The organism is Anaplasmataceae bacterium AB001_6 (genome assembly GCA_020002265.1).
Taxonomy (GTDB): Bacteria; Pseudomonadota; Alphaproteobacteria; order Rickettsiales; family Anaplasmataceae; genus AB001-6.
The window spans coordinates 487304-503945 of the sequence record CP048228.1 but is presented as its reverse complement, the minus strand read 5'-3'; the positions used below and the strand labels follow the sequence as shown (position 1 = coordinate 503945).

16 protein-coding genes and 1 tRNA gene are annotated in these 16642 nt (G+C 28.0%); 8 read left to right on the top strand and 9 right to left on the bottom strand.

Going from position 1 to position 16642, the window contains the following annotated elements:
- Nucleotides 1–18: 18 nt before the first annotated feature.
- Nucleotides 19–654, bottom strand: a complete 636-nt coding sequence (locus tag GUI12_02440) for a hypothetical protein (protein ID UAT43001.1) — start codon at nt 652–654, stop codon at nt 19–21.
- On the bottom strand, nt 638–1990 hold the full coding sequence (locus GUI12_02435) for a HAMP domain-containing histidine kinase (GenBank protein ID UAT43000.1): 1353 nt from the start codon (nt 1988–1990) through the stop codon (nt 638–640). Before GUI12_02435 ends, GUI12_02440 begins: the two co-directional genes overlap by 17 nt.
- 86 nt (nt 1991–2076) lie before the next feature.
- Here GUI12_02435 and rsmH point away from each other — a divergent pair, with 86 nt between their 5' ends.
- The 4 genes from rsmH to GUI12_02415 all read left to right on the top strand — a co-directional run bounded on the left by rsmH (nt 2077) and on the right by GUI12_02415 (nt 8665).
- Entirely contained in the window at nt 2077–3003 is a 927-nt protein-coding gene (gene rsmH, locus GUI12_02430; protein ID UAT42999.1) for a 16S rRNA (cytosine(1402)-N(4))-methyltransferase RsmH, read from the top strand.
- Entirely contained in the window at nt 3000–3233 is a 234-nt protein-coding gene (locus GUI12_02425; GenBank protein ID UAT42998.1) for a hypothetical protein, read from the top strand. The genes rsmH and GUI12_02425 overlap by 4 nt, the downstream gene beginning before the upstream one ends.
- Before the next feature lie 171 nt (nt 3234–3404).
- A complete protein-coding gene (locus GUI12_02420) occupies nt 3405–7328 on the top strand; it encodes a hypothetical protein (protein UAT42997.1) in 3924 nt (1307 codons plus the stop codon).
- Nucleotides 7329–7489: 161 nt separating this feature from the next.
- On the top strand, nt 7490–8665 hold the full coding sequence (locus GUI12_02415) for a hypothetical protein (protein ID UAT42996.1): 1176 nt from the start codon (nt 7490–7492) through the stop codon (nt 8663–8665).
- Here GUI12_02415 and GUI12_02410 read toward each other — a convergent pair.
- Nucleotides 8654–9733: an FtsW/RodA/SpoVE family cell cycle protein gene (locus GUI12_02410; GenBank protein UAT42995.1), complete on the bottom strand. Its 1080-nt coding sequence runs from the start codon at nt 9731–9733 to the stop codon at nt 8654–8656. The two genes, GUI12_02415 and GUI12_02410, sit on opposite strands and share 12 nt — an antisense overlap.
- A gap of 107 nt (nt 9734–9840) precedes the next feature.
- Between GUI12_02410 and ispH the strand changes: the two genes are divergently transcribed.
- Nucleotides 9841–10779 carry a 4-hydroxy-3-methylbut-2-enyl diphosphate reductase gene (gene ispH, locus GUI12_02405; GenBank protein ID UAT42994.1) on the top strand — a complete coding sequence of 313 codons (939 nt, stop codon included), beginning with the start codon at nt 9841–9843 and terminating at the stop codon, nt 10777–10779.
- A gap of 51 nt (nt 10780–10830) precedes the next feature.
- Nucleotides 10831–10923, top strand: a tRNA-Ser gene (locus GUI12_02400).
- A 410-nt stretch (nt 10924–11333) separates the two neighbouring features.
- Here GUI12_02400 and GUI12_02395 read toward each other — a convergent pair.
- Entirely contained in the window at nt 11334–11837 is a 504-nt protein-coding gene (locus GUI12_02395; GenBank protein ID UAT42993.1) for a hypothetical protein, read from the bottom strand.
- A 22-nt stretch (nt 11838–11859) separates the two neighbouring features.
- Here GUI12_02395 and GUI12_02390 point away from each other — a divergent pair, with 22 nt between their 5' ends.
- Both GUI12_02390 and GUI12_02385 read left to right on the top strand, forming a co-directional pair.
- Nucleotides 11860–13149, top strand: coding sequence for a hypothetical protein (locus GUI12_02390; GenBank protein UAT42992.1), 1290 nt, complete (start codon nt 11860–11862; stop codon nt 13147–13149).
- Nucleotides 13150–13252: 103 nt separating this feature from the next.
- The gene (locus GUI12_02385; protein ID UAT42991.1) at nt 13253–13630 is read left to right on the top strand and encodes a hypothetical protein; all 378 of its coding nucleotides are present in this window, start codon (nt 13253–13255) and stop codon (nt 13628–13630) included.
- Between the two features lie 18 nt (nt 13631–13648).
- Here the strand turns inward: GUI12_02385 and rplQ are convergent, their stop codons facing one another.
- The 5 genes from rplQ to GUI12_02360 all read right to left on the bottom strand — a co-directional run bounded on the left by rplQ (nt 13649) and on the right by GUI12_02360 (nt 16625).
- Nucleotides 13649–14002: a 50S ribosomal protein L17 gene (gene rplQ / locus GUI12_02380; protein UAT42990.1), complete on the bottom strand. Its 354-nt coding sequence runs from the start codon at nt 14000–14002 to the stop codon at nt 13649–13651.
- A 35-nt stretch (nt 14003–14037) separates the two neighbouring features.
- Complete coding sequence (locus GUI12_02375) at nt 14038–15087, bottom strand: DNA-directed RNA polymerase subunit alpha (protein ID UAT42989.1); 1050 nt, start codon at nt 15085–15087, stop codon at nt 14038–14040.
- 36 nt (nt 15088–15123) lie between these two features.
- The gene (gene rpsK, locus GUI12_02370; protein UAT42988.1) at nt 15124–15528 is read right to left on the bottom strand and encodes a 30S ribosomal protein S11; all 405 of its coding nucleotides are present in this window, start codon (nt 15526–15528) and stop codon (nt 15124–15126) included.
- A 42-nt stretch (nt 15529–15570) separates the two neighbouring features.
- Entirely contained in the window at nt 15571–15942 is a 372-nt protein-coding gene (gene rpsM / locus GUI12_02365; GenBank protein ID UAT42987.1) for a 30S ribosomal protein S13, read from the bottom strand.
- Between the two features lie 74 nt (nt 15943–16016).
- The gene (locus GUI12_02360) at nt 16017–16625 is read right to left on the bottom strand and encodes an AAA family ATPase (protein UAT42986.1); all 609 of its coding nucleotides are present in this window, start codon (nt 16623–16625) and stop codon (nt 16017–16019) included.
- Between the last annotated feature and the right edge of the window lie 17 nt (nt 16626–16642).

The following is a 16642-nucleotide window of genomic DNA, read 5'->3' as shown; positions in this document are numbered from 1 at the left end:
TTTGCTAATTTTGTTTATTCAAAATTCAATGCTTCTTATATATTTAGCATCTTGGCTTTTTTGATGATCTAATTTGGTTAATTTGATAATATCGTAGTGATCGCTCTTAATGCCTATTTTTCTGGAAACATAATTTAATGCATCTGTAAAATTAGTTTTTTTGTAAAAAAAACCAACTTGCTTGATAAGCGTCCTAATTTTCAGTATATCTGTATTTATGTTAAAGCATATCCCTTCTTTTAGATAACCATACATATTTGGAATAACAATTATTAATTCAGCTTTTTCACTTAAAAAATCATATAAAAATCCCAAAGAATCTAATATTGATTTTTGATATTCCAAAAAATGACAAACTATTAAATAATCGATAGTCCCAGATTTTTCTATCAAAGCAATATCATCTAAAGATGTAATAATACGGCAATCATCAAGACATTGATATTTCACATGATTCACATAGGTGCTTTTTTTAAAAGAAAGAGTGCTACGATATATATCACTATACCCTAAAAAAATAACTTGTTTAAATTCATCAATATCATAGAAAGCTTTGTCTGATAAAATACAATTAGACAGAGAATGATAAAGCTTCTTGCCATAAATAGAACTATAAAAATTATCGATATCAATAATATTAGGAAATCTTATCATTATTTTCTATACCATCATTGAGTGGCAAAATTATTTTCACATTAACTCCTTTTCCATAATTACCACAAATTATGAAATCCCCTGCCATATTTTCTATTATTTTTTTACATAGAGGTAAACCTAATCCTAAAGAATGGGTATCATCTTCATATTTATTATTTAATTTCCCAAACAACGACATAGCTATCTTAATATCACTATCTTTAATACCCATTCCGTTATCTGCAATTTCTAGCATAAACTTTGATGAATCTTGAATTTTACTAATTATGATATCAATTTTACCCTGTACTTTATTTATATATTTCACTGAATTATTAATTAAATTAATCAAAACTTGCTGCAACAGCACTTTATTTAAATAAACATTGATATCTGAATCATATTCATCAAAAGATATACTAATATCTTTTGATCCAATATTTACTACTTTAATACAAGATTTTACCAAATCGTTGACATTAAACAATTCATAATTTTTGGCTATCCTGTCTTCTTCAATGCGATAAAAATCTATCATATGATTTATCATCTTCAAAAGATATTCCCCCGAAGAAACGATATCATTAGCATAAGATTTTATTTCATCAGTAACATTATTATTTTCAATAATAAGATCAGAAAAACCAATGATAGAGTTCAAGGGTGTTCTAAGTTCATGTGATAAATTAGCAAAATATAAAGAATTATCAGCCTCTTTGTTAGTGTTCTCATGGATATGATTATATCTTTCATATAAAGCGTGATAATCTTTATCCTTATTTTTAATTCGTATAATAAAATATATCATAGCTATGAATATGAAAATATTGGCTATTATTACATAAATAAAATATTTAAAATGAAAATTTTGATAACTATTTTGCTTATATATTTCTATAAAAGAATCCATATCATCAACTGCAGTATGGGTGGATAATAAATCTCTATAATAATAATTATCTTTTCCTAAAATACCAAAATAATCATCATATTTTTTATCTTTCATGGAATATAAATGATCATATAAGAAAGAGTCATCGTACGAATATATGATATCATTTTTCCTAGTAAAAATTGTTATTTGATTGAGTGAATATCTATCAACAAAAAAATTAATATCATATAACAACTCTTTTGTATTGAGCAAAAATATAGAATCATAATCATCCAAAAAATCAAAAATAGGATCATATCTATACCATACTTCATCATAAAAGCGCTGCTTAATATCAATTAAAATGCCCTTCATAAATTTATCATTTAAGCTTTTAGTATATTTATATAAAAATAAAACCTCAAAAGACAATGATATTATTATGCTAAAAATAGAAACAATAATTATGCGAAAAACCATAATATATAAAATAGACTTAACCTAATATCGGAAAAAATTTTATTATGTGTTAGATTAATGAATATATAATTAAGTATGAATAGACCATGCCCCATGTCCCTGTATTAACTAAAGAAATTTTAGAAATTTTAGAAGAAAAAAAATCTGGTAATTTCTTGGATTGCACCTTTGGTGCTGGTGGACATGCAAGATCCATATTAGAAGCAAAAAAAGATAGCTTAGTTTATGCAACAGATAAAGATGAAACTACGCAAGAATATTATGACCAAATGCCAGACGAATATAAAAAAAGATGCGTATTAGAGATAGGAAATTTTCAAGAAATTGAATGCTTATTTCCAGATTTAATAGGTAAAATTGATGGAATAATAATGGATATAGGGGTATCTTCAATGCAAATTGATAATGCTTCTAGAGGATTCTCATTTATGAAAGAAGGTCCTCTAAATATGTCAATGAATCAAGATAACATAATTAATGCAAGTACGGTGGTTAATACATTTTATGAAGATAAAATCGCAGAAATAATAAAAATATATGGAGAAGAAGAAAAATATCGTGCAATAGCAGCCAAAATAGTCAAAGAAAGAAGAAATGGTATAATAGAAACAACAACCCAATTAGCAAACATAGTAAGATCGGTATTTCCGTATAAGACAAAAAAAATAGACAATGCAACCAAAACGTTTCAGGCAATTAGGATATTTGTGAACAATGAAATAGAGATTTTAAAAACAAGTCTCACTAGTATGGTAAAAATGCTAAATAAAGATGGAATAATAATGGTCATATCTTTTCATGGTTTAGAAGATAAAATAGTAAAAAATTTTTTCAAAGATAAAGTAAAAAAAATAAAACAAAATAAATATTCAAGAGAACATAAAGAAAGTGAATCAATCAAAAATAAGTTTGAAATAATAACAAAAAAACCTATAACACCAGGAAATGAAGAAATTAAAAAAAATATTAGAAGTAGATCAGCTAAATTAAGAGCAATGCGAAAATTACAATGAATATAAATTTAAAAAAAATATCTGCGCTAATAATATCAATAATGACAATCGTTAGTGCCACATCACTATTCTACATAAAGCATGCTATTGAAGAAAAAGATTCCATAGTTTTGAAGAAAAAAACAGAAATAGAAAAAATAAAAAAAGAAATTATAGCGCTAGAAATAGAATATAGTCGCGAAATCAATCCAGAAAAAATAATTCTTCTAACTGAAAAGCACCTTAAATAATGTGATATCAAGTTATGCATTTCTAATTTGCCTGTTAAATACTTCTTTTAATTAAAATTTAATATTAATGTTTTAATATTTTTATTGATAATCTTATAAAGAATATTTGATTATCAAAATTTAAGATATGTGTTTTATTTGTTTCGTTATTTATATAGTTAAGAGGTGCCAATGACTAGTATAACCCGTATAGGGACAGAACCTTCAAAGTTAATGAAAAACTATCATGAAAAAAGGCAATTACAAGAAGATGCTATTAGTAGGACAGCTTCAGGGAAAAAATTTGTAGGAATATCGGAAGGTATCTCATACCGTTATCAATCATCTATAACTGAAAATTATATAGGAAGAGCGGAAAATGCTATAACAAGTAATAGTCAAGCATCAGACTTTATGTCATCTGCAATATATACAATGGAAGAAGGCTTGAATGTTTTAAAAACACAATTTGATAGTGCAGCACAAGCCCTAAGTGGAACAGTAACAGATGATATGAGAGTTTCTTTAAACAGTAACTTTCAGGATGGGAAAGATTTGATGGTTAATATAGCAACCACAAAATATGGGAACATCCCTATGCTTGATGGTTCTAATGAAGAAAAAACTATATTAAGCACCGTAAAAGGTCAAAATAAAGCAGTTGAATTAAATTCAATTGATAGTTACCAATCTTACAATACGATAACAGATAACCCTATTATACAAAAAGGAACAAATTTCCAAGTTGTAGATGATATAGGCAATAAACATGCTACATCAGGATCTGTAATATTGAATGATGGCGATGTTATTACGGTTAATGGAAAAAATTTCACATACATAGCAGCTTCAGATACTGTTTCAAATTTTGTGAAAACTATGAATTCTGACGCTAAAGTTCATGAATCAGGTATAGTATTTCACGTAAATAGCGATGGAACTTCTTTTACAGGAACGAGTGTTAACGCTGGAACGAATGGAAATTTAAAAAGCTTCACAGCGGCATCAAGTGTTAAGACTCTTTCTGGTGGAACTAATTATCGCTCTGCAGATGCTGCAACAAAATTCAATGAAATATATGGAGAAGTACAAAATTTTACATCAACAATAGATATTGATCCAGACCTTGGAAGATACGTTACTTTTTCTGTAAATATTGGAGATAATACTTTTGCAAGTGAAAGATTATATCTATATGAAGATGCTAATACTGCATCATTTGATGGAAAAGGTAACCTATTGAAAAGTGGTACTACTGTTACTTTAAAGGGAAATGGTTACGGATTTGAAGATAATAGTATTGGTTTACAATTTACCACAAGTTCTGATTCGGTTATTGTACTTAACGGGACTAACGAAAGCGAATTATTATCCTCACTAAGCGTAAAAACTCAACAAACAAACGAAATTATAGAAGCTTGTAACATGAAAATAGGAAGTGTGGGTACTACTACTACTACTAACGATTATGGTCTAAACAGTATATCACAACTTGATACAAAAGGTGAAGTACATAAATTTGATAATGGAACCGATACTCTTTCTATATCTGGTGTATCAATAACAAATGATGTGCAAACAGGTTATGCTTCGGGTATGTTATCATTTACGGATACTGTTCTACAAGCTGCTGCGACAACCCCTGTTATTCTAAAAATAGGTTCTATTACTGTAAATTCACAAACAGATTTAGGTTTTGCTGATTTAGCAACAGTAAGTGCATCAAATTTCACAGCAAAACTAGCTCAGTATTTACAAAGTTTTTCATCAGGAGAAGCAGCAAATTATATTTACTCACAAAAATCATTCACTAGTGATATCTCAGGATCAATGCTTCCTTATTCTGGGCTTATAATGCAATCTAAAGCTATAGGTGAAGAATATGGAAATATAAATGTTGCTGTAAATGGCACTATAATGCTTCTGAATGCTCAAGTATTAGATGGTTCATCTGCCGAAGCTTCAGCAAAATTATCCAGCGGTGGTGGTATAGTATCTTCTGGGTCAACGACAACTGTTAAATCTACAGATTTTGTAGATTCAAGTACTACTGTTACTGCACAAAATGTTACAAGTGTATCGCAGTATTTTGATGTAACAACAGCAATAACTGCAGCACCAGCTGACGGCGCTCAACTTATGTCAATAAAAATGGCAGACGGTAGCACAAAAGCTGTTATGGTTGCTGAAGATGCTAGTATAACACCAGATTATGAAATAAGTGGTGATACAATAAAATTTAAGGCAGCACCAGCAGTAGATGCTATTTTGGCAGCGGCTATTAATGAATATTTAAATACTCTAGATGGGGTAAAATCTTATATAGGCACTGCTGCCACTACAGATTTACACCTACTTTTAAGCAGCACAATATCTATAGCTATTGAATCTGATCCTACTGCCCCCAGTGGTTTTGATACCACAGTCGCAGGTGCTTCAATAAAATCTGAAAATGATGGTGTTTACGCAACAAAATCTATTATTGATCTTTCTACTCTACCTAGCTATGCAAGCGGTGATTCATTAAGCTTTGCTGTTACGGATTGTTACGGAAATGCAATGGGTAGCTTTAAGGTAACTCTTGGTAATGCTACTGGTGCTGCACCAACATATAGTGGTACTGCAAGTTCTGCTGATCCAGTTTATGGTATTCCTTCAGGTGGGACAGTTGATTCAGAAGCAGCAACTAAAACAATGTTTGATACAATATTTGCTAATGAAGCAATGTTTGCTGGTTTAACAACTGCTGTAAATGGTACTAATTTAGAAATAATAAATACTTCAACTTATGATTTTTCTATTACAACGAGTACAACACCAGCTGGTCCATTAGGTGGCACAAGAATTATTGCTGCCTTCAGTGACACTGCATTAAACAAAACTTTTGTACCTGAAAAATCTGAATCTGAAATCAAAACACCTACAGAATATAATTCTAGTATATTAGGAGATATTGTATCTTTGAATGTTGTAGAAGATGGTCCAACACTGAAATTAACAATGAATCTGCTTAACAGAGGTGATGATGTCAAGAAATATCCTTTCTATACCTTTAATGCTGAAATTGTAGCTGTTTCAACTGATTCAACTTATGGTGGTATGATAACGAAAAATACTGATATAAAATTTGTATCTCAGGATGGAGAAGTTGGAGCAAATGTAACTATCTTAACAGACTTTGATTTAAGTTCTCAAACTGAATCAGGCTATAAAGAAAAAGTTGCATTGTTTAGCGCAGCTTTAAACGAAACTCTAAAAGATATTACATTCACTCAAAAGAGGGCTATTTATAATCTGGAAGATGAGAATATGTCTGCAACAGTATTAAATGGTATTCGTAAAGAAGATATCTTCCTACAAAGTAATACATTTGCTGAAACAGACTGTAGTGCTTTTACAGTATCATTTGATAATGGAACACCTGTAATATTTACAGAGATAAATGGTGAGCGTTTTTCAAATGATTTATCAACTGATCACAGCGGAATTTTTGACCAAACTACTAATACCCTAATAGTAGGAATAAATAAGGATATAGTCCTTGAAAGTGCAAAAGGTGATAAAATCATAATTGGTCTAGATGGTGTAAAATCTGACATATCTCTGAACAATACAAAAGATGCATCAAATCTTCAAGATGCCCTTAATACCTTATTAGGTTCAAATGGATCTGGGGGAGTTGAATTCTTGACTGGTATGGATGCTAAGACAGATATAGTAAAAATTAGTCTACCAAGCATGTTGCCAAATTCCATATATATAGATGAAAATGGCAATGATGTTAGTCAAACTATCAATGTTTCTACTCAAGAAGATGCAAAATTTGCTTTAGAGGTCATTAATATATCAATAAATAAACTTGAAAGCCAAGTATCAGGTTTAAGAGCAAAATCTTCAAAATTTGCGCAACAGGAATCGTTGTTAAAGAATACTAGAGCAAATCTAATTAGTACTCGTAGCACACTTGAAGACATTGATATGGCTGATGCTATGACGGAAGTCACAACAGCTACTCTTTCAGCAGATGCTGCAGATCAAGGTTTATCGCAATATTTGCTCATACAGCAAAAGTCTGTAGCTAATATATTGCAAACAATAGCTAGAGTAACAAGTTAATAGTTTATACTATCATATTTAGCTTTTTTTAGATCTAGCATAAAAATAAGAAGGCACAAGCGGTAGTAAACCACTTGTGCCTTCTTTATTTTATAAATTAACATTGATATTTGTTTATCATCAGCGTAGAATTGAGCATCAATAATATTTTAAAAAAATAAATGCTCAAAGATATAGCACATAAAGATGTTGAATCAATGTTCAATACTATAGATTACCCTATATTGATTCCGCAAAAGATACATTGTCCATATTGCAAAGCGTATCATTTTTTTAAAACAGTGTTCTATATTATCGAAAATATAGAAAAAAATTTACCAACTGAAAACATATCATTTAATATAGATAAACTTAAAAGCTTTGAAACACACAGTGATAATTTTCTAGAATTTTTTACAAAAATTTCAAAAAATATCAATACTTCCATTGATAGCAATAAAGCAACTTTCAATATCATAAAAAATACTATACATCAGGCAGAATGTACAAATTGCTTAAAGCACATAATGATAAAGATACAACAAAAAGATGATTGCATGATGGAAATAAAATTCATAATTCCACAAACAAAAATAGAAATTTTAAAATTTTCTGAGCCAAAAAATTTATTAAATAAAAATTTCATATATAAGTATTGCAGCAGCAAATTAATATCAAACTTATATCAAACAGAGATAAAGATATCAGATAAACAAAAAGAAGCAATAAACATATTATATTCATATTTTGATAGCCAAGAGATTCATAAATTATGCTTATCTAGATATATAACAGAAGAAATAACTCTTAAAAAGATTACAGAATTTTTAATAAAAAATAACCTTAATCTAGAAATAGAATCTATTATATCCTTCTTAAAGAACAGAGAGAATTTAAAAATAAAATATCAAAATAATGAATTAATGAGGGAAAATTCAATAACTATGCTAAAAAATGTTTTATTTAATACAATCGATAAAAGTCTATGGAATAGAATACACCTATCAACTCTATATGAGAGAATAAAAAGGATAGAAAAAATTATATATAGTCATAATATATTGGATAGTACATCAAGCAATAAGATACAAGAAATATTCTCCCATGTAAAAAATAAATACATAGAATATTATTCTAAAGAAAAAAAATTGTACGATATTAATAATATTAAGAATAAAATGGAATATAAATTTAGGAAGAAAAATAGAATTGATATAATAAAGCAGAATTCGCAATCATATAATTTAGAAGATGATAAAATGGAAAATTACAGTGATCTATGGTCAAATTTTATCATTAAAGAAAATTGTATAAAAAAAGCAATTGAAAGCTTAGATCCTAGATTATTAGTCTTCTGATAAACTTTTCCTAGTTAGAGTTAAAATTATCCCAGAGCTAATTCCAAATGCCATTATAGAAGATCCTCCATAACTTATAAAAGGGAGGGTCATCCCCTTTGTTGGCATTATATGCAAAGATACTCCTATGTTAATAAAAACCTGCAAAAAAAACTGCATTATCAATCCAACTAACATTATAATTTTTGCTCTATCTTTCATTTTCCAAAGATGTATAAATACTCTTGAAATAACAATGAAAAAAATACCTAGCAAAAACAAACAAAATAATATCCCAAATTCTTCACTTGCAACAGCAAAGATAAAATCTGTGTGTGCATCAGGCAAATGATATTTCACAATCCCTTCTCCTGGCCCCAAACCTAAAAAACCTCCATTTTCAATTGCTTCCAACGATTTACTGACTTGAAAATTTCCTGCACTACTCACTCCAGAAAAAAATTTATCTATTCTAATTTTGACATGTGGTATAAAAATAAGTGCCAATATGAAAGATATAACACCAATAAAAGAAATAATCAGACAAAAAAGTATTGATATACCGGAAACAAATATTTGTGATAAAAAACTTACTGTCAATAATATTATGTTTCCAAAATCAGGTTGAAAAAATAATAAAGATAATATGGACAAATAAAGTAATATTACTGCTTTATATTTTTCTTTCACTATAAGCATTCCAATCAAAATGAAAAAACATGGCTTCATGAACTCAGAAGGTTGTATTGATAATCCAAATAAATAAAGCCACCTCTTAGCACCTTTAACAGAAGGAAAAAATAATAGAACCAAAACCATTGTTGTAATTGAAATAATCAGTATCATAAAGGTAAATATTTTAACACCTTTGAAATTTAAGCATGATATAAACAGCATTAAAAATACACTAATACATACATTAAATAATTGATTATAAAAAAAATGGTATGAAGTTAGACCTATTCTTTTAGATATGTAAGGACTAACAGAGGCAATCAAAACTAAACCAGACAGAAGAAGAATAAATATGGCAATAAATATTATTTTGTCTAAGCCAATCCACCATCTACGAAAACTAAAACTATCCATAAATTATATTATATAAAAGGTATATCAAATATAGTATGTTTACTATACTTTTTACATCATTAATGTTAGATTATACCCTGTTATTTATTTAAAAAACTTAAAAATTCATGAAAGTGATATTACCTACTCCTAGAGGATTTTGCGCAGGAGTAACTAGAGCGATCAATATAGTGGAAAAAGTAATAGAAAAAAATAGTGATAAAAAAATATTTGTATTCAATTACATAGTACATAATGAATATATAATCAGTTATTTTGAAAAAAAAGGTATTGTTTTCGTTCAAAACTTAGACGATAAAAGAATAGAAAAAGGTAATATAGTAATTTTCAGTGCACATGGAGTCTCAGATACGATAGAAGAACAATCTCAAAAAAAAGGATTGATATCTATAGATGCTTCATGCCCTCTAGTAAAAAAGATTCATATTGAAGTAGAACTTTTTGCAAAAAGAGGATATCACATAATAGTAGTAGGTAAAAAAGAACATCCAGAAGTTGTTGGAACTGTTGGGAGAATAATAAACAAAAATTATTCTGTAGTATTCTCAAACAGTGATATCGATAATTTAACAAAATTGGATAATGCAAATCTATATTATGTTGTACAAACAACTCTTGGAGTATATGAGACAAAAAAAATTATCGAATATCTAAAGGAAAAATTTCCTAAGATAAAAGGCCAAGATCTGAAAGACATATGTTATGCAACAAAAAATAGACAAGAAGCTATAAATAAAGTAATCAAAAATTATAAAATAGATTATGGTATAGTAGTAGGTTCTGCTATGAGTTCCAATTCAAACAGTTTAAAAAAAATAATGCTATCACATGGAATAAATAGTATTTTATTATCAAAAAATTCTGAAATACCTATTCACTCTTTAAAGGAAAAAGATACAATACTCATCACTTCTGGTGCCTCTACCCCAGAAATACTAATCGAAAAATTATTAAAAAAATTATCACAATATTTTTACCTTACCGTGGAGTATTTCACCTATACAGATGAAACAACAAATTTTAAATTACCTAAGGAGCTATTATAAAATAGATTGATTATGGTATCTCTATGTAGTAAACTTCTCATGTCGCTAAGAGGAGAGATGGCCGAGCGGCTGAAGGCGACGGTTTGCTAAACCGTTATATGGGTTTTCCCCATATCGAGGGTTCGAATCCCTCTCTTTCCGCCAAATGATACCTCTTTTATGTGTGATATTTTTTCTTACCATTAAGTAGCACATCCAAAAGATAGCGTTTTACTATATTCTGTGCAAAAAAAAATAATGATACAGAAACTGTATTTACATCCGTGATGATAAAGCTATAAATAGAGAATCGCTGTAAAATAAGTTGACGAAAATAGATGCTGATCTATCTTATGTATGAAAGTTAAGAAGTATACATTGAAATTTGTCATACTTCTTTCTTTACCTAAAATTTGATAAACTTTCAAAAGAAATGATTGATCCTCTTATTAATTCTTAAAATTATGAACCAAATGCGGTAATAGCAAAACAGTAAAATTTTACCTATAAGCGTGCATTTCTATAATTCATCTAAGAAATGTTTGATTCATAAAAACATTTCTGAAATAATATAATTAAGATAAATTAACATCCATTTCCAATTCTTCAAAGATAGGTTTAATCATGTTACCTAAATCTTCTTTTGAAATCTCATTGTTTCTAGATAGAATAATGACTTTATTTTTATCATTATTAAGCACTATAATAGCAACGTTATATCCTTGATCTATAGATATTATTTTATATTGCCTGTTATTTTTTGTTGTTCTTCTCACTAAGGAACCATCTTTCATTTTGTGATCAACAAAACATAGTTTAGCTACCCTCTCTCCTTGACTGTTTTTTTCTAACAAACAATTCTCTTCATCATCAATTATATCATAGCTTAAAGAATCTGATTTAAAAATATTTGCTCCCTCAGGATAAGCCAATACATACCACATGCCAACATATCTATATAGATCAAATGTCTCAACACTCTTAATGTCATCTTCTGTGCTTTTTTCCACTCTCATAAATATAAAAAGTGCTAATATAGCAAATACCAAAAAAAGAACAATCGAAATTCTCTTCATCATAAAAATAATAGTCTTATAAAATATGTTTATATTAATAAATAAAACACATAATAATTATATAAATATAAACACCAAAATTATTATGGAACGCAATACTGCAATATTCGTGAATAAAGAAGCTATTTCAGTATATAAAAGCAGAAAAAAAAATGATATAGAAAAATCATTCTACAATATAATCGATCCAAATAATATCTCCTATATAATGTTCGATCTATTAAGAAACATAAATTATAATGCATCTTATATAATATTAGATTCACAAGATATCCAGATAGGTAGAAATTTAATAGAAAAAAATTCTGGATATTTGAAAAAAAAATATCACTTTATAGATGAAAAAATACCTTTAATAATACATCAAACGCTATATGCATTAAAAAATAGCTTAAAAGGATGTCTGATTGCATCATTAGAGATGATAAATTTACATGATAAAATTTTTGAAAAAGAAAGTGTAAAATACGATTGGCAAATTACAATATTTAAAATAACAAAAAATATAATATCATTCGTCATTCGTCATAAAAAAAAAATTATAAGTGACTATACCATAACAATATCAATTAACACTCCTAACGCATTGTTAAGTAGAATTATTGAAAATGAACTAGACAGTATATTATATGAGTTAAAAATAGATAATGGTGAATTTTTTGCTATTTTTTTGCACAGAGATAAAATTTTTTTCCGAAATAAAATAAAATGTATAACATTTGAGCAAACATCTGTGCTATTTTTTCCTCAAATAAAATATGTTAAATCCATAAAAGAATTAATATTTTTATTAATAGAATATAAATTAAATACCAAACACCTTATTTTAACAAATAAAATTGAACAGATACAAAAAAATAAACGATATCAGAGTACATACGTAAGCATCATAATCATAACTGTATTACTAAGTACTATATCAATTAACTTACATGAAATGATAAATTTTCAAAAAATACAAACTGAAATCGAAGTAAATAATAATATAAAAAAATATCAAAATATGAAGCAACAATATCAAAAAATTTTGCACTCAATGCAGAGCGAAAATAAAATCATATTAAAAAAACAACTACCATTTCATTCCAATTTACCAGCAATATTAATGCTCTTAGAAAGAATAATATATGCTCATGAAATAAATTTCATTAATCTCAAAAAAGACAATCAATCGACTATTTTAGCACTAAAAATTAATAAAAATATAAATATTGAGGATTTAAAATATTCCATATTGCAATTATATGGAACAGATGAAGTAGAAATAGAATATAATAAAAACTTATTATACTTAAAATTTAATGATGATTCTTAAAAAATTTTACTATACGTTAATTATAACGTTGTATATTATATCAATTTTAAATATTTTTATCATCATAAATAAGACAGCAAAAGACATGGAGAAAACATCCAATATGAAAAAACAAAATCTAAAAATAGAAGATAATATAAAAACACTAAATTCCAAAATAATAAAAAAGGAAATTAACATCAAAACAGATGAAATTGTTTATGAAATAAATAAAAGCTTAAAAAAATTACAAATAAAAAATCTCAAAATACAAAAAATGGACAAAAGCGAAATGCACCTCATATTATATTTTGAATCTGAAAATTATAGAGAATGCATTCAACAGATAAATGAGATTAGCAAAATTTTAGATAATATCATACTAATAACAGATAAAAAGGAAAAAAGACTCTATATACAAGAGGTAACAGTATCAAATTCAACAACTAAAAGAACAAATAATACAAAAATAATCACTATTATAACTGTAAAACTTACCTAATATACAAAAAGAACATTTTTAAACAAACTGTATAATGGCCATTGGCGCACAATCACCTTTTCTATAACCATCTTTAATTATCCTCAAATATCCTCCATTTCTTTCAGAATATCTTAAAGCAAATTCATTAAATAGAATAGAGATAACTTCTTTATTATTAAATAATCTAGATAATGCAATTCTTCTATTATGCAACGAACCCTTCTTAGCTAAAGTTACAATACGCTCCGTAAAAGGTCTGACAGTTTTCGCTTTCGCAAGAGTAGTCCTAATTTGACCATGTTTCACTAAAGATACACATTGATTAACCAATAAAGCTTTTCTATGACTAGAACTACAATTCAGTTTTTTTAATCTACACCCATGTCTCATAGTATATATTTTCTCTTATATTAAAAATTTATATTTTATTTATCTTCATAGTATTTTTTCACATACTCTTCAATATTTTTTGGTCTCCAATTAGTTATCTTTTTACCGAGAATTAAAGATTTTTCAAGTAATGCATCTTTAATCTCGTTAAGAGATTTTTTGCCAAAATTAGGCATTTTCATCAATTCTTGTTCAGAATGAGACATTAAATCTCCAACATATACAATTCCCGCTGTCTTCAAACAATTAAAAGAGCGAACTGATAAATCTAAATCATCAATACGGCAAAACATAATAGGATCAAAATCAACAACTTCTATTCCCAACTTATCATCATCGGAAATGGAAGATTCTTCAAAATTTATGAAAGGTCTGAATTGTTCCTGTAATATTTTAGCAGATAATGAAACCGCTTTATCAGGTGATATAGAACCGTCTGTCTCAACATCCATAACTAACTTATCATAGTCAGTAACATTGCCAACCCTACTATTTTGAACATCGAAACTAACCTTCACAACAGGCGAATGACTACTATCAACAGGAATGACATTATCAAATGTAGCATGTATATCACGTTTTTTTATAGCAGGAATATAACCTCTATTCACTTCTACAGTAAGTTCAATATCACATATAAAGCCGTCATTCAAAAAGCATATATATGAATCTTCTTTATTGATTACCTCAAAAACATCACCAGATTGTACATTAGATCCAGTAACAGGTCCAGGAATATTAGAAAAAAGACGCAATACTTCCTTCTTTGAAGCACTACTTTTAACAGAAAAAGAAAGATTTTTTAGATTCTGTATAATATCGTTAACATCCTCTGATACACCAGGAAATTTAGAAAATTGATGCAAAACACCTTTTATTTTTATCATTGTAACAGCAGCACCCTGCAAAGAAGATAGCATCACACGTCTTAATGAATTTCCTAAAGTTATTCCAAAACCACTTTCCAAAGGTTCAAAAATTATCACAGATCTTCTACCAGAAACATTTTCAACCTTCATAGAACTAGGCACTATCAAACTAGACCAATTTTCAACAAGAACAACATCCCCAAAATCCTTACTCATAACTCAATACCAATAACATATTATAAAACAATTCGCCTAGATACTACGCTTCTTTCTTGGTCTCACACCACCATGAGGTTGAGATGATGAATCTTGCAACCAAGCTACAGGCATTCCAAAAGCTTGAATGCTTTTAAGTGCTGCATCTCTAGGTAAAAAATGCCCCTTAAATTTAACACTAATTATCTTAGTGTCAAAAGTGCTCTTTATATGTTTTATAACATATTGGGTCGTATACTGTGAGGCATAAGCAGTTGTTCTTTTAGCACCTAAAAATCCACAACATCTAGTAGTGCGCCAATATATAGTATTGCCTTGTAAATCTGTAACTGTCATGTGTACATTATTTCTAGTTGCATTTATATGCAGTATAGCGTGATTTACAACCCTTTTTATACGATTGCTAATAAACCTATTTCCTTTCTTATTCCGAGAAATCATAATTAAAAAATAATTAAAACAAAAATAACAATATATATATATCTATACTTTTTTCTTACCAACAACTGCCACTTTAGGACCAACTTTACGAGTTCTAGCATTACTATGAGTACGACCTTTTATAGGAAGATGTTTTGAGTGCCTAGTACCCCTATAGGATCCTATTGCAATCAAGTTTTTGATATTATTAAATACCCTACGACGTAAATCACCTTCTATTTCATAATTAGAAGCTATAAAATCTTGTAATTCTTTCATTTTTAAATCAGAAAGATCTTTCAACTTAATCGCATGATTCAGCTTCAAAGAATCACAAATAGATCTAGCCCTACTTCTACCTATACCATATATAGCTGTCAAAGATATAACTAATGCCTTCTCATCAGGTATATAAACTCCAAAAAAACGACTCATTTTAACTAAAAATAAACACAAACAAATATAAACTATGCTTCAGAAAAGAATGATAAAATTAAATACTAAAAAATTCAAGTTTCTTTGGACAAATAAGTACAAATTTCTTGAAAAACAATATCTGGATGATTATTGCCATCAATATTTATTACTTCATTAGATGAAAAATAGGGTAAAATAGAACGATAATTATTATCATATTGTGCAATTCTATTTCTTATAACTTCCTCATTATCATCATTTCTCCTGATAAAATTAGACGAAGAGCACACAGCACAAATACTCTTCTTATCACAGGTAGTAGATCCACAATTACTACAAATTTTACGATGCAATAATCTATCAAGGATTAAACTTTTTTCAACATGGAGAATAAAAATATAATCTATCTTTATATCTCTGTTATAATCAACAAACAAAGCTTTTGCTTGTTTAACACTTCTTGGAAAACCATCCAATATAAAACCACTAGAAAATTTTAAAATCTTATTAATTACTACATCAATAACTATATCATCAGACAATAATATCCCCTTATCCATAGAGTCAGATACCCTGTTATAAAACTCTGAAGAACGTAATATATTTCCAGTATCTAGCATAAATAAATTATATAGATTGGATAATCTAACAGACTGTGTCCCTTTTCCAGAACCAGGGGGTCCAAATATTAACAAATTCATAATGAAAAATTATACTA

What these genes read in the sequence shown, in the direction of transcription:
- GUI12_02440 (UAT43001.1), bottom strand. Translation starts at nt 654, where the DNA reads ATGATAAGATTTCCTAATATTATTGATATCGATAATTTTTATAGTTCT.
- GUI12_02435 (UAT43000.1), bottom strand. Translation starts at nt 1,990, where the DNA reads ATGGTTTTTCGCATAATTATTGTTTCTATTTTTAGCATAATAATATCA.
- rsmH (UAT42999.1), top strand. Translation starts at nt 2,077, where the DNA reads ATGCCCCATGTCCCTGTATTAACTAAAGAAATTTTAGAAATTTTAGAA.
- GUI12_02425 (UAT42998.1), top strand. Translation starts at nt 3,000, where the DNA reads ATGAATATAAATTTAAAAAAAATATCTGCGCTAATAATATCAATAATG.
- GUI12_02420 (UAT42997.1), top strand. Translation starts at nt 3,405, where the DNA reads ATGACTAGTATAACCCGTATAGGGACAGAACCTTCAAAGTTAATGAAA.
- GUI12_02415 (UAT42996.1), top strand. Translation starts at nt 7,490, where the DNA reads ATGCTCAAAGATATAGCACATAAAGATGTTGAATCAATGTTCAATACT.
- GUI12_02410 (UAT42995.1), bottom strand. Translation starts at nt 9,733, where the DNA reads ATGGATAGTTTTAGTTTTCGTAGATGGTGGATTGGCTTAGACAAAATA.
- ispH (UAT42994.1), top strand. Translation starts at nt 9,841, where the DNA reads ATGAAAGTGATATTACCTACTCCTAGAGGATTTTGCGCAGGAGTAACT.
- GUI12_02395 (UAT42993.1), bottom strand. Translation starts at nt 11,837, where the DNA reads ATGATGAAGAGAATTTCGATTGTTCTTTTTTTGGTATTTGCTATATTA.
- GUI12_02390 (UAT42992.1), top strand. Translation starts at nt 11,860, where the DNA reads ATGTTTATATTAATAAATAAAACACATAATAATTATATAAATATAAAC.
- GUI12_02385 (UAT42991.1), top strand. Translation starts at nt 13,253, where the DNA reads ATGAAAAAACAAAATCTAAAAATAGAAGATAATATAAAAACACTAAAT.
- rplQ (UAT42990.1), bottom strand. Translation starts at nt 14,002, where the DNA reads ATGAGACATGGGTGTAGATTAAAAAAACTGAATTGTAGTTCTAGTCAT.
- GUI12_02375 (UAT42989.1), bottom strand. Translation starts at nt 15,087, where the DNA reads ATGAGTAAGGATTTTGGGGATGTTGTTCTTGTTGAAAATTGGTCTAGT.
- rpsK (UAT42988.1), bottom strand. Translation starts at nt 15,528, where the DNA reads ATGATTTCTCGGAATAAGAAAGGAAATAGGTTTATTAGCAATCGTATA.
- rpsM (UAT42987.1), bottom strand. Translation starts at nt 15,942, where the DNA reads ATGAGTCGTTTTTTTGGAGTTTATATACCTGATGAGAAGGCATTAGTT.
- GUI12_02360 (UAT42986.1), bottom strand. Translation starts at nt 16,625, where the DNA reads ATGAATTTGTTAATATTTGGACCCCCTGGTTCTGGAAAAGGGACACAG.